The sequence below is a fragment of the Streptomyces anandii JCM 4720 genome (assembly GCF_014650655.1).
Lineage (GTDB): Bacteria > Actinomycetota > Actinomycetes > Streptomycetales > Streptomycetaceae > Streptomyces > Streptomyces anandii.
In genome coordinates, this window is record NZ_BMVJ01000002.1 from 142,324 (window position 1) to 155,147 (window position 12,824).

The following is a 12,824-nucleotide window of genomic DNA, read 5'->3' on the forward strand; positions in this document are numbered from 1 at the left end:
CGGCGGCCTGCACCACCCGACCGTGATCGCCCTGCTGCTCCTCGCGGGCGTGGCGGGCAAGTCGGCGCAGTTCCCGCTGCACACCTGGCTCCCCGACGCGATGGCGGGCCCCACGCCCGTCTCCGCGCTGATCCACGCCGCGACGATGGTCGCCGCCGGCGTCTACTTCGTCGCCCGTCTCCTCCCCGTCTTCCAGGCCTCCGCGGCCGCGATGACCGTGCTCGCCGTCATGGCCGCCGTCACGATGGCCGGCTCGGCGCTCGCCGCGCTCGCCCAGGACGACATCAAACGCGTCCTCGCCTACTCGACGATCGGCCAGCTCGGCTACATGACCGGCGCGCTCGCCGTCGGCGACCGCGGCGCGGCCGTCTTCCACCTCCTGTCCCACGGCGCCTTCAAGGCGCTGCTCTTCCTCGCCGCCGGCGTGATCATCCACGCCGCCGGCACCAACTCGCTGGCCGCCATGTCCCGCATGAGCAACCTGCGCGACCGCGTCCCGGACGCCTACTGGACGATGACCGTGGCGCTGCTCGCGCTCGCCGCGATCCCGCCCTTCAGCGGCTTCTTCTCCAAGGAGTCCGTCCTCGGCGCCGCCGAGCGGGTCGCCACCGGCCACAGTGGCGGCGCCCCCGGCGCGGCCGGCTGGATCGTCCTCGTCGCGAGCCTCCTCACCGCCCTGCTCACCGCCGCGTACGCGATGCGCCTGTGGCTGCTGACCTTCCGGGGGCGGGGCGTCGAAGCCCCCGACCACGGCAAGCAGCCCCTGGTCATGAACGCCGTCCTCTGGGTCCTCGCCGTGCCCTCCCTCGCCTTCGGCGGGCTGGCGTTCCGCCTGCTGCCCGACTGGTTCGACGGCCGCGACCTCGCGCCGGCCCTGACCACGTCCGTCCTCGGCACGGGCCTCGCCCTGGCCGGCGGCATCGTCTGCTACGGCGCCTGGCGGCACACCAGCGCGCTCGCGGCCCGCGTTCCGCTCGGCGCGGTCGCGGCCCATCCGGAGGCCGACGCCGCACTCGTCGAGGCCGAGGCCATCGCCACCCACAAGCCCGCCTACGGCGACATCGCCTACGCCGCCGACCCCGCGGACCCCGGGAGGCTGCTGCTCGGCCCGCTGCACCGGCACGCGGCCACCGGCTTCCACCTCGACGCCGTGTACGCGGCCCTCTTCGTCCGCCCCGTCCTGGCAGCGGCCGACCTCGTGCGGTTCCTCGACCGGGAGGTCGTCGAGACCTACGTACGCGGTGCGGGCGCTCTACCCCGCTTGCTCGGGGCCGCCGTACGGCGCGCCCAGACCGGCAATGTGCAGACCTATGTGAGCGCGCTGCTCGCCGGCACCGTCGTCCTCGCGGTCGCCGCCGTCCTCGTCGCCACGGGAGCGTGAGCAGGCGTGATCGATATCAGCGAGTCCGTGATGCAGTTCCTTCTGGCGTTCGTCGTCGCCGGCCCGCTCCTCGGAGCGCTCGCCGCTCTCCTGCCGGCCCCGCCCGGACTGAAGGGGAAGTCACCCGCGCAGGCGGTGCTGCGGCACGGCGTGACCGTCACCGGCGCCGTGCTCATCGCCGCGATCGTCCTCGCGCTCGGCTTCGACCACGACCACCCGTCGAAGATGCAGGCCACGACCGACATCAGCTGGATCCCCGCACTCCACGTGCGCATCCACCTCGGCATCGACGGCATCTCCCTCCCCCTCGTCGTCCTGACCGCGCTGCTGACCTTCCTCTGCGCGCTGTACTCCTACTTCAAGCCGCCCACGGGACCCACCCCGAAGGCCTTCCTCGCGCTGCTGCTCCTGCTCGAGTCCGGCACCCTCGCGACCTTCGCCGTACTCGATCTGCTGCTGTTCTTCCTCGCCTTCGAGACGGTGCTCGTCCCGATGTACTTCCTCATCGCCCGCTGGGGCGGCGAGGCCCGCCGGGCCGCGGCCTGGCGGTTCATCCTCTACACCCTGCTCGGCTCGGTCGTCATGCTGCTCGGCCTGCTCCTGATCGGAATCAAGGCGGGCACGTTCGACATGGTGGCACTCGCCACTGACAACGGCCGGTCGCTCACCGCATCCGTGCAGGTCATCGCTGTTTTGGCGATCGGGATCGGGCTCGCGGTGAAGACGCCGATGTGGCCGCTGCACAGCTGGCTGCCCGACGCCCACACCGCCGCTCCGACCGTCGGCTCGGTCCTGCTGGCCGGGGTCCTGCTGAAGATGGGTACGTACGGATTCGTCCGGATTCTGCTGCCGATCGCACCGCACGGCTTCCGCACCTTCGCGCCCTACCTCGCCGCCTTCGCCGTTGTCGGGATCATCTACGGATCCCTGGCCTGCCTGGCCCTCGCCAAACGCGGCGCCAAGGGCGACCTCAAGCGGCTCATCGCCTACTCCTCCGTCGGCCACATGGGCTTCGTCCTGCTCGGCATCGCCACCATGACCCCGACCGGCGTGAACGGCGCGCTGTTCGCCAACATCGCCCACGGCCTCATCACCGGCCTGCTCTTCTTCCTCGTGGGCGCGCTGAAGGACCGCACCGGCACCACCGACCTCGACGCCCTGGCCGAGGAGACCGGCGCCGCGCTGTACGGCAAGGCCCCGCGTCTCGGCGGGCTGATCGCCTTCGGCGCCGTCGCCTCGCTGGGACTGCCGGGGCTGGCCGGCTTCTGGGGCGAGATGCTCGCCATGTTCGGCGCCTTCGAGCCCGGCGCCGGTCTCAGCCGCCCCGCCTTCCTCACCTTCATGGCGATCGGCGCCTTCGGCACCCTGCTCACCGCCGCCTACATGCTCGCCGTGGTCCGCCGCGTCTGCATGGGCGCCCTGCCGCAGGACGCGCCGAAACTCGCCGACGTCCACACCTTCGAGTTCGCGGCCTGGACCCCGCTCGTCGTCCTCACCGTCCTCGCGGGCCTCTGGCCCAAGGCCCTGCTCGGGCTCACCGACCCGGCCGTGCAGCAGCTCCTCGCAGGAGGCACCCGATGAGCGCCCTCGCCCAGCCCCTGGCCGAGTCGGCGGTCCAGTCCGTCGACTGGCTCGCGATCGCCCCGCCCACCCTCACCGCGGTGGTCGCGCTCGTCGTCCTCGTCGCCGACCTCTTCCTGCCCGCCGCGCGCAAGGCCCTGCTCGGCTGGACCTCGGTCGCCGGCCTCGCCGTCTCCGCGCTGCTGCTCCTGCCCCTCCTCGACGGCGACCGCGACACCTTCTGCCTGACCGGCCGGCCCGGCGTGTGCAGCTACAGCGCCGACCGGTTCACCCTCGTCATCCAGCTCCTGGTCCTCGGCGGCGCCCTCCTGGCGGCCCTGCTGTCGGTCACCGCCCTGAAGGACGCGCGCGGAGGACTCCCCGAAGGGGAGTACTGGTTCCTGCTGCTCTCCTCCGCCGCCGGCGCCGCCCTGCTGCCCGCCTCCCGCGACCTGGCCACCCTGATCGTCGCCCTGGAAGTGGCCTCCCTGCCCGCGTTCGCCCTCGTCGGTCTCCGGCACGGCGACCGCAGGTCCTCCGACGCGGCACTGAAGTTCTTCCTGTCGTCGGTCACCGCCACCGCGGTCAGCCTGCTGGGCATCAGCTTCGTGTACGCCTCGACCGGCACCCTCTACCTCACCCAGGTCGCCGACCGCATCCAGCACGTCGACGGGCAACTGCACACCCTCGCTCAGACCGGCGTCGTCCTGACCCTGGTCGGCTTCGCCTTCAAGACGGCCGCCGTCCCCTTCCACTTCTGGGTGCCCGACACCTACGTGGGCGCGCCCCTGCCCATCGCCGCCTATCTGTCGGTCGTCGGCAAGGCGGTCGGCTTCACCGGCCTGATCCTCGTCACCGTCGTCGGCTTCCCTTCCTACGGCGACGTCTGGGGACCGGCGCTCGCCGTGCTCGCCGCGCTCACCATGACCGTCGGCAACGTCGGCGCCCTGCGCCAGCGGGCCACGCGCGCGTACAGCGCGGTACGGCTCCTCGCCTGGTCCTCCGTCGGCCAGGCCGGCTACCTGCTGGTGCCGATCGCCGCCGCCGGCTACACCAAGGACGCCCAGAAGACGATCGGCTCCACGGTCGCGTACGCCCTCATGTACGCCGCAGTGAACCTCGGCGCCTTCGCCGTGGCCGCACTCGTGGGCCGCACCAGGCGGAGCAACCGCGTCGCGGACTACCGGGGCCTGTACGCGACGAACCCGCTGACCGCGCTCCTCATGGCCTTCTTCCTGCTGTGCCTGGCCGGGCTGCCCCCGGGCGTCATCGGGCTCTTCGCCAAGGTCACCGTCTTCTCCGCCGCCGTCGACGCCGGACTCGGCTGGCTCGCCGTCGTCATGGCCGTCAACGTCGTCATCGCGCTGTTCTACTACCTCCAGTGGGCGGCCCTGCTGTTCCGCGCCCCCGAGGGCGAGGCCGCCCGGCACCGCGTCCCGGCCCCCCTCACGGCCGCCATCTCCCTGACGGCCGTCCTCGGCATCGCCCTGTCCGGCGCCCCCCAACTGGTACTGCGCTTCGCGAGCACCGGACTGTTCTGACCCGGGCCACCACCGCACGCGCGGGGCACCACAACCCCCGGGCGTCATCACGCGCGCGCGGGGCACCCGGTCCCCACGCGCGCGTGCCACCCGGTGTCCCGCTCACCCGGACGGCCCGCGCGCCGTCGCACGCACCAGGGAACCAGGGGCTCTCGCCTGGCGTTGACCAGTACGGAAGGGTCCACTGGACGTGACGCCACGACACGTCACGGCGCCAGTGGCACCGAACAGCAGCAAGCGAAGGGTTCCCCTGCCGCACCACTTGGAGGGCGTACCGTGCACCGCCGGCACAACGGGCTCAGGACCGCAGTACTCCTCGGGGGACTGTCCGCACTCATCATCGTCATCGGCAGCTTCTTCGGCCGCACCGGCCTGATCGTCGCGGTGCTCATCGCCCTCGGCACCAACGCCTACGCGTACTGGAACAGCGACAAGCTGGCCCTGCGCGCGATGCGCGCCCGTCCGGTCAGCGAGTTCGAGGCGCCCGGCCTGTACCGCATGGTCCGCGAGCTCTCCAACCAGGCCCGCCAGCCCATGCCCCGCCTCTACATCTCCCCGACGGAGGCCCCGAACGCCTTCGCGACCGGCCGCAACCCGCGCAACGCCGCCGTGTGCTGCACGGAAGGCATCCTGCGCATCCTGGACGAACGCGAATTGCGCGGCGTCATCGGACACGAGCTCAGCCACGTCTACAACCGCGACATCCTCATCTCGTCCGTCGCCGGCGCCCTCGCCTCGGTGATCATGTTCCTCGTCAACTTCGCCTGGCTGATCCCCGTGGGCCGCTCGGACGACGACGACGGCCCCGGCCTGCTCGGCATGCTCCTGATCATGATCCTCGGACCGCTCGCGGCCACCCTCATCCAGCTGGCCATCAGCCGCTCCCGGGAGTACGAGGCCGACGCCTCCGGCGCCCGCGTCACCGGTGACCCACTCGCCCTCGCCAGCGCCCTGCGCAAGCTGGAGGCGGGCACCCAGCAGCTGCCGCTGCCGCCCGAGCCGCGCATCGAGACGGCGAGCCACATGATGATCGCGAACCCGTTCCGCCCGGGCCAGGGCCTGTCGAAGATGTTCTCCACCCACCCGCCCATGGCGGAGCGCATCGCCCGCCTCGAGCAGATGGCAGGTCACCACCGATGAAGACAATCCTCAACGTCATCTGGCTGGTTCTCAGCGGCTTCTGGCTCTTCCTCGGCTATCTCCTCGCCGGGGTGCTCCTGTGCATCACCGTGATCGGCATCCCCTTCGGCATCGCCTCGTTCCGCATCGGCGTCTACGCCCTGTGGCCCTTCGGGTACACCACGGTCGAGCGCCGTGACGCGGGCGCTCCCTCCTGCGTCGGCAACGTCCTGTGGCTGGTCCTGGCGGGCTGGTGGCTCGCGCTGACCCACATCGTCACGGGCATCGCGCTGTGCGTCACGATCATCGGCATCCCGTTCGGCATCGCCAACTTCAAGCTGATCCCCGTCTCGTTGCTCCCTCTCGGACGCGAAATCGTGCGCACCGACGAGCCGTTCGCGACGCGCTGAGCCGGGTTCGCCGGGCGGGCAGGGGTTTTCCACAGGCCGGTTTTTCCACAGCCGACGGGTTGTCCACAGGCCCGCACGGATTTACGCCGTTGCCCGCATGATGACTCCATGACCGAGCACGAGCAGTCGCCGAGACCGGTGGGAGCCGAAGCCCTGACCGCGGACCGCAACACCCCGCCGCGGAGCGGGACTTCGCATCCCGCCCCCACTCCTCACATACGCGCCGTACGCGTCATGCGCGCCTGAGCGGCTACGGCGCCGCCGTCCACCGCCGTACGCCGTAAGCCCCCACGCCCAGCGCGAGGACTCCCGCCCCCACGGCCACGGAGACCCACGGCAGGGCGAACGCGAGCGTCACACATCCGATGAGCCCCACCGCCGGCACCGCGCGCCGCACCGGGGCCGGATCGAGGGTCCAGGCGGAGGCATTGGCCACCGCGTAGTACGCCAGCACACCGAAGGAGGAGAAACCGATCGCGCCCCGGACGTCCACCGTGGCGGCCAGGACGGCGACCACCGCGCCCACGGCCAGTTCGGCCCGGTGCGGCACCTGGAAGCGGGGATGCACGACGGCCAGCGCCCCGGGCAGGTGATGGTCCCGGGCCATGGCCAGCGTGGTGCGCGAGACACCCAGGATCAGGGCGAGCAGCGAGCCCAGCGCGGCCACGGCGGCACCGGCCCGCACCACCGGCACCAGCGCGGGGGCCCCGGCCGCCCGTACGGCGTCGGCCAGCGGTGCGGTCGCCGCCCCGAGCCCGCGCGCCCCCAGCACGGACAGCACGGCCACCGACACACCCGCGTACACCACCAGTGCGATGCCCAGGGCGATCGGGATCGCGCGGGGAATGGTGCGCACCGGATCCCGCACCTCCTCGCCGAGGGTCGCGATCCGCGCGTACCCGGCGAACGCGAAGAAGAGCAGCCCCGCCGCCTGCAGCACGCCGCCGGCGCCCGCCGAACCGCTCACCGCGAGCCGCCCGGCGGCGGAGGCGTCCGAGCCCAGACACACGACGACCACGGAAGCGAGGACCGCCAGGACCACCGCCACGATCACCCGCGTCAGCCACGCGGACTTCTGGATGCCGCCGTAGTTCACCGCCGTCAGCGCCACCACGGCCGCCACCGCCACCGCGTGCGCCTGTCCCGGCCAGACGTACGCACCCACGGTGAGCGCCATTGCCGCACAGGAGGCCGTCTTCCCGACCACGAAGGCCCAGCCCGCCAGATAACCCCAGAACACACCGAGGCGCTCGCGCCCGTACACATAGGTGCCGCCCGAAGCCGGGTACCGGGCGGCCAGGCGGGCGGAGGAGGTGGCATTGCAGTAGGCGACCACGGCGGCGACCGCGAGTCCGAGCAGCAGCCCCGGGCCGGCGGCGCGCGCCGCCGGCCCCAGGGCGGCGAAGATGCCCGCCCCGACCATCGAACCGAGCCCGACGACCACCGCGTCCCCGACACCCAGTGCCCGACGCAACTGCGGGCCGGGCACGGAAGCGGGCGGAGAGCCGGAGCGTGTCATGGCCCGCACCTTACTGACCAGTGCAACCGTGGGGTGTCGCCGTGACGTCCTCCTCGGCAACACGGCACGAACACGCGGGTGGCGCAGAGATCACCGGCACGAAGAGAACGACGCACGGCCTGCGGGCACAGCTTGTCCGGAACCTGGATCACAGCACCGGGACAGTGCAGGCACAGCGTGGAAGGGCAGGTTCAGGGCATGGGCATCATCAGCTGGATCCTTCTGGGACTGTTCGCCGGGGCCATTGCGAAGTTCCTGCTTCCGGGCCGTGACCCGGGTGGCTTCATCGGCACGACCGTCATCGGCGTCGCGGGCGCGTTCATCGGCGGCTGGATCTCGGCCCGCTGGCTGCACCACCCGATCTCCAAGCACTTCTACGACGGCGCGACCTGGGTGGCGGCGATCGGCGGCTCCCTGGTGCTGCTGATCGCCTACCGCATCATCTTCGGCAACTCACGCGACTGAGCCCGCCGGGGGCCGGTACGCGGGGGCGGTGTGCCCGGAGTGGCCGGGCACACCCGTCGTCATCCCTGCCGGAAGCCGACCGAATCCCTGTCGGTTCCCTACCGGTAGTTCACGAACTGCAGCGCGAAGTCGAAGTCCTGGCCCTTCAGCAGGGCGATCACGGTCTGCAGATCGTCGCGGCTCTTGGAGCTGACACGCAGTTCGTCGCCCTGGACCTGGGCCTTCACGCCCTTCGGGCCCTCGTCGCGGATGAGCTTGGCGACCTTCTTGGCGTTCTCCTGGGAGATGCCCTCCTGGATCGTGGCGAAGAGCTTGTACTCCTTGCCGGAGAGCTGGGGTTCGCCGGCGTCCAGGGCCTTCAGCGAGATGCCGCGCTTGATCAGCTTGGACTGGAAGACGTCGAGGACGGCGTTGACCCGGTCCTCGGAGTTCGCCTCCATGAGGATCTTGTCACCGGACCACGAGATCGAGGCGCCGACGCCCTTGAAGTCGTAGCGCTGCGAGATCTCCTTGGCGGCCTGGTTGAGGGCGTTGTCGACCTCCTGCCGCTCGACCTTCGAGACGATGTCGAAACTGGAGTCGGCCATGTCCTGTGGCTCCTTGTATCAGGTGAATCGGGTGGGTCCGCCGCGCCCGGTCATCGGGCCCCGGCCGCATCCGCACCAGCCTAGCCATCCCCCGACCCCCGGGTGCCGATCAATCGGGTGGCGAAGCACCCCGCCGTATCGGGTATTGTTTACGTCGTTGCCAGGGAGCACTGCCGCAAGGTGGTTCGAACGGCATCAACCCCCGGCGGTGTGGCTTCGCCTTCCCAGGTTCGAATCCTGGCGCCGCCACGCTGAGGGAAACCCCCTCCGACCTGCTGAAAAGCGGGACGGAGGGGGTTTCTTCGTATTCGAACACGCTGATTCGAACGATGCTCGAAAAGCGAGGCTTGTCTCACCTAGTCTCAGGTGTGACCCGACCCTGATCAGCGCGTGTCCCCCAGGTGTCCCCCGGGGGGAAGTGCTCTCTCAGTGCCACTCCCGCAGGCCAGCCTCAATCTGGCGGTTCGCTCGGTCCTGGGCCTGTGCCAGAACCTTCGCGTAGACCCGCAGGAGCACAGCCACGGAGTGCCCGGCCCTACGCGCTACCTCCATGGGATCGACCCCAGAGAAGAGCCAGAAGGAGACGCCGGCGCACCGCAGGTCGTACGGCCGACGGGCGAGCGGGGACGCCACCTCGGAGGGAGACAGGGCGGCGCTCCGGGCTTCCGCCCAAACCTCTCCGTAACCCGTGTCCTGAATCACACCGCCGCGGCTGGTGCGGAACAGGCGCCCATCCGGTGCCGCGCCGAATCGCTCGATGTGCCACCGGAGCATTGCGACGAAGTGCGGCGGGATCGGCACGACTCGCGACTCCCGGACCGCTCGGGCCTTCAGATGGCGCTCTTGGTGGGCCCGGTTGTCGTCTGTCCAGGTGTGGCCGGCATGGACAATGCCGCCGCGAAGTGTGAGGTGGCCCCACCCGTGTTTGGGCAGATGACACTGTGATGCCTTCAGGCCCACGGCCTCAGCGGGGCGCATGGCGGCGTAATAGAGGCACCCGAAGAAGGCTTCGAGGTGCGCGCCACGCTCCCCCTGCGCGCGTACCGCTTCGAGTAGTTCCCGCACTTGGCGCGGATTGGCGACACTCGCCGGGTCGACTTCCTCCGTGGACTTGGGGGCCGTCCACTTCATCGTGGTCAGGGGGTTCACGGGGACGGTTAAGTACCGCCGTTCGACAGCGAGTCCGAGAACGTCGCTCAGGCAGGCTCGCTTGCGGCGGGCGGTACGCCCCGCCGCCGGGGAGCCGTCGAGCAGCGTCGACAGGGCGTCCAAGGCCGTGCGGAGCGTCCCGGGGTCCTCAAGCGCTGAAATGGCCACGGAGTTCTTCTCCACCCACCGAAGAGCCTCAGCCACTTCAGTGGGAGGCTCTTGGCCCCAACGGTTCTTGTTGTACGCCCAGCCGTACAGAGCCCTGCGGAGCACTTTGGGTGCCGGGCGTCCAGCCGTGGTCTTCACTAGCGCAGGCGTCAGAGTGGCCAGGGCGTCAGCGTCGTTGCGGCGAGACTTGGCCGGGAGGCGGTCCCACCTGCCGTCCACATACGCCCGGGTGTGCTCATACCAGGTCACGGAGCCGTTCAGCGCGCGCAGTTCCGAGGCGGGCAGGCCCGTCTCCACGTCGAACTGCTCGCCCTTGCGGAGAGCGGTCATCAGCTCGGATCGGCGGCCGTCTGCCTGGGCTTTGACGGTGTAGCTCTTGGAGTGCTTCTGAGTGCCGACGAGCCAGCGGACGCGATAGGGCTTTGGGCGGTCTCGGCGGGTTTCGATGCTGTACACGCGAACGTCGTACGTGAGGGGCATTGCTCTCCAGACAGCGAAAGGACCCGCCCTTTCAGGGCGGGCCCGATGGGGGTGGTGCGGTTCAGGCGGCGTGTTCGGTGCAGCGCTCCCACCACGCGTCCAGGTCGGCGCGGCTGATGCGGACTTGGCCGTTGGGGAGCTTGCGGAGCTTGGGGGCTTGGCCGCGGGCGCGCATGCGGTAGAAGGCGGCGCGGCTCATGCCGATCTCTTCGAGGACTTCGGGGAGCTTGAGCATCTTGGTGCCGGCCATTCGATGGCTCCTCAACAGTCGACTTGGTCTTGGTCTTCGTGAGCCCGTGTCTGTCCGAGGTCGGGATTTCTGCGTCACCCGCGTCATCTGCGTCATTCACGCTTCTGACCTGCGGCTATGTGGTGACGCAGGGCCCTGGGGGGTGCGTCATCGGTGACGCAGGCCCTTCGTCATCGGTGACGCAGGTGACGCAGGTGACGCAGGTGACGCAGGTGACGCGGGGTGACGCAGAGGTGGGCCGTCTGCGTCACCGTCTTTGGTGCAGGTCACGGGTTGTTTTCGGGGTGTGGGTGACGCAGGTGACGCAGCGTCTCTCTACTTCGGACAAGGAGGGGTGGTGTCTGTTGTGGTGCGCGGATCAGAGAGTGAAGAGCGGGCCGCTTCGCGGCGCGACCTTCGCAGGGCGGCTGGCGCCGCCGAACAGCAAGAGGAGCACGCCGGGCCGGGGTGCTCCTCTTGCTTGTATGGGGGTCGTGGTGCCGCTCGGTCAGAAAGCCGCTTCCTGCTCGTGCGGGGACACCGAGACGGACGGCCGCGCGATCTCGATGAAGCGGGACGTCTTGGTGCGGCCCCAGTCGATGAGGACGCCTCGGGCGGCGAGGGTGGGCTGGAGGCGCTTGAGGCGGTCGGAGAGCACCTTGCCGGTGGTCGGCCACCCCTTGGGCAGGGGACGGCAGTCCTCGCCGCTGTAGAGGCCGGACAGGCAGTGCAGCCACTCGGCGGAGGTCATCCGCTGCTCGGTGCCCGGGTCGATGCCGGCGGCGTGCTTCAGCACCGTCTGCGCGAGCAAGTCGCCCTCAATGACGTCGTCGTTGAGATCGTCCAGGCTGGCCCGGTAGGCGGTCAGCGACCCGAACCCGGTGGCCGCGTCGAGCTGGGCGCACAGGTGGGCGAAGTCGGCCATGCGCAGGTCGGTTGGGATGTCCGCCTGCGCTGCGCGGACCTTGACCGTGAGGTCCAGCAGGGACCCGAGGATGACCGGCAGCGCCTCCCCGTACTCCGCCCACAGCTCCGCCTCGGTGCGCCGGACCTTGGGCCGCTCCAGCCGCAGGGGCAGCAGCCGTTCGGCGAGGTCCGGGCGGATCACGCCCACGTCGATGCCGGTCAGCAGCAGGGGGCGCCGGTAGCGGGCGCGGAAGACGTCCCCGTCGGTGAACAGAGCGCGCTTGACGTTCTCGGCCCCGGTGACGATGCAGCACATGGCGTCGGAGAGGTCGGGGGTCATGTGGGAGAGGTTGTCCAGGGCGGTGACCCACCCGGCCGCCACGGCCGCGATCAGGTTCTCCTCGTCCTTCGGTGCGCGGCGCAGGTCGCCGCTCATGCCCTCGATGACCCGTACGAGCATCCGGCCGCCGGTGGACTTGCCCGCGCCCTGCGGGCCGGTGAGGAACGGGGCGGGGACGGGCACGGACGGTTCCAGGCAGCCGATGAGCCAGGCGATGGCCAGGCACTCGGTCTCCGCGTTGGCGAAGTTGCACAGCCTCAGCAGGGCGTCGATGCCCTTGCCGTTGGTGTCCTTGGCCGGCAGGGGCAGCTCCCCGGTGAGCTGGGTGCGCCGCCAGCACACCTCGCGCGGGTCGGGGACGGCGATGTCCCACCCGGTGGCATGGATGCGGACGGATTGCCCGTCGCTGCGCCCGAGGTCGAGCCAGGTCGCCCCGTCGAATCCGGGGGCGACGCGGATGTGGACGGGCTGTACGTCCTCGGTGAGCGCGAGGGCTTCGATCAAGTCCAGGGCCTCCTTGAGGGCGGTGCCGTTGAAGACGCCGATGCCGTCGCGGAAGAGTCCGACCATGAGTTCCTGGCGGTGGCTGCCGGTGGTGCCTTGGGAGCGGATCGGGCGGGCCACGGGGTGGCCGTTCTTCTGCGCGTATACGGTGCCGTCGGCGGTGCGGAAGTACCGGAAGTGGGCTTGGGCGTAGTCGGTGATGATCTGGCGGGCGGGGTTCTTGTCGTCGTCCGTCATGCTCACAGTCCCAACGTGGCGCGGGCATTGGCCCACGCGTCGGTGCAGTGCCGCGGGGTCTCGCCCTTGGTCTGCGCGGCGGTGAACAGCCGGCCGATGTGGGCGTCGGTGAGGCAGCCGCACCGGCCGTGCCTAGACAGCACCGCCAGGAAGGTCCGATACACCGTGGCGTGGACCCCGCTGCGCGCCTCGGTGATGCGCTGCTCTGCCATGGCGATGCCGCGTTCCA

At 70.6% G+C, this 12,824-nt stretch carries 11 protein-coding genes and 1 pseudogene; 6 read left to right on the plus strand and 6 right to left on the minus strand.

Annotated elements, in window-relative coordinates; genetic code table 11:
- The 5 genes from IE249_RS03770 to IE249_RS03790 form a co-directional block, all read left to right on the plus strand.
- On the plus strand, positions 1–1,381 hold a 1,381-nt coding region (locus IE249_RS03770; protein ID WP_229857454.1), incomplete at its 5' end, for an NADH-quinone oxidoreductase subunit 5 family protein.
- A 6-nt stretch (positions 1,382–1,387) separates the two neighbouring features.
- Entirely contained in the window at positions 1,388–2,962 is a 1,575-nt protein-coding gene (locus tag IE249_RS03775; RefSeq protein ID WP_189703339.1) for a complex I subunit 4 family protein, read from the plus strand.
- Positions 2,959–4,482 carry an NADH-quinone oxidoreductase subunit N gene (locus tag IE249_RS03780; protein ID WP_189703340.1) on the plus strand — a complete coding sequence of 508 codons (1,524 nt, stop codon included), beginning with the start codon at positions 2,959–2,961 and terminating at the stop codon, positions 4,480–4,482. The genes IE249_RS03775 and IE249_RS03780 overlap by 4 nt, the downstream gene beginning before the upstream one ends.
- Positions 4,483–4,758: 276 nt before the next feature.
- Positions 4,759–5,622, plus strand: coding sequence for a zinc metalloprotease HtpX (gene htpX, locus IE249_RS03785; protein ID WP_189703341.1), 864 nt, complete (start codon positions 4,759–4,761; stop codon positions 5,620–5,622).
- Entirely contained in the window at positions 5,619–6,011 is a 393-nt protein-coding gene (locus tag IE249_RS03790; protein WP_189703342.1) for a YccF domain-containing protein, read from the plus strand. The genes htpX and IE249_RS03790 overlap by 4 nt, the downstream gene beginning before the upstream one ends.
- Positions 6,012–6,261: 250 nt before the next feature.
- On the opposite strand, the gene IE249_RS03795 is transcribed toward IE249_RS03790, so the two are convergent.
- On the minus strand, positions 6,262–7,530 hold the full coding sequence (locus tag IE249_RS03795) for an APC family permease (protein ID WP_189703343.1): 1,269 nt from the start codon (positions 7,528–7,530) through the stop codon (positions 6,262–6,264).
- A gap of 198 nt (positions 7,531–7,728) precedes the next feature.
- Between IE249_RS03795 and IE249_RS03800 the strand changes: the two genes are divergently transcribed.
- On the plus strand, positions 7,729–7,995 hold the full coding sequence (locus IE249_RS03800; protein WP_189703344.1) for a GlsB/YeaQ/YmgE family stress response membrane protein: 267 nt from the start codon (positions 7,729–7,731) through the stop codon (positions 7,993–7,995).
- Between the two features lie 98 nt (positions 7,996–8,093).
- Here the strand turns inward: IE249_RS03800 and IE249_RS03805 are convergent, their stop codons facing one another.
- The 5 genes and pseudogenes from IE249_RS03805 to IE249_RS36090 form a co-directional block, all read right to left on the minus strand.
- Positions 8,094–8,582, minus strand: coding sequence for a YajQ family cyclic di-GMP-binding protein (locus IE249_RS03805; RefSeq protein ID WP_189703345.1), 489 nt, complete (start codon positions 8,580–8,582; stop codon positions 8,094–8,096).
- 426 nt (positions 8,583–9,008) lie between these two features.
- Complete coding sequence (locus tag IE249_RS03810; protein WP_189703346.1) at positions 9,009–10,379, minus strand: tyrosine-type recombinase/integrase; 1,371 nt, start codon at positions 10,377–10,379, stop codon at positions 9,009–9,011.
- Between the two features lie 61 nt (positions 10,380–10,440).
- On the minus strand, positions 10,441–10,629 hold the full coding sequence (locus tag IE249_RS03815; RefSeq protein ID WP_189703347.1) for a helix-turn-helix transcriptional regulator: 189 nt from the start codon (positions 10,627–10,629) through the stop codon (positions 10,441–10,443).
- 487 nt (positions 10,630–11,116) lie between these two features.
- Positions 11,117–12,595, minus strand: coding sequence for an AICE element replication initiation protein (locus tag IE249_RS03820; RefSeq protein WP_189703348.1), 1,479 nt, complete (start codon positions 12,593–12,595; stop codon positions 11,117–11,119).
- A gap of 2 nt (positions 12,596–12,597) precedes the next feature.
- Positions 12,598–12,824 (minus strand): annotated as a pseudogene (locus IE249_RS36090) (bifunctional DNA primase/polymerase); the annotation flags it as partial.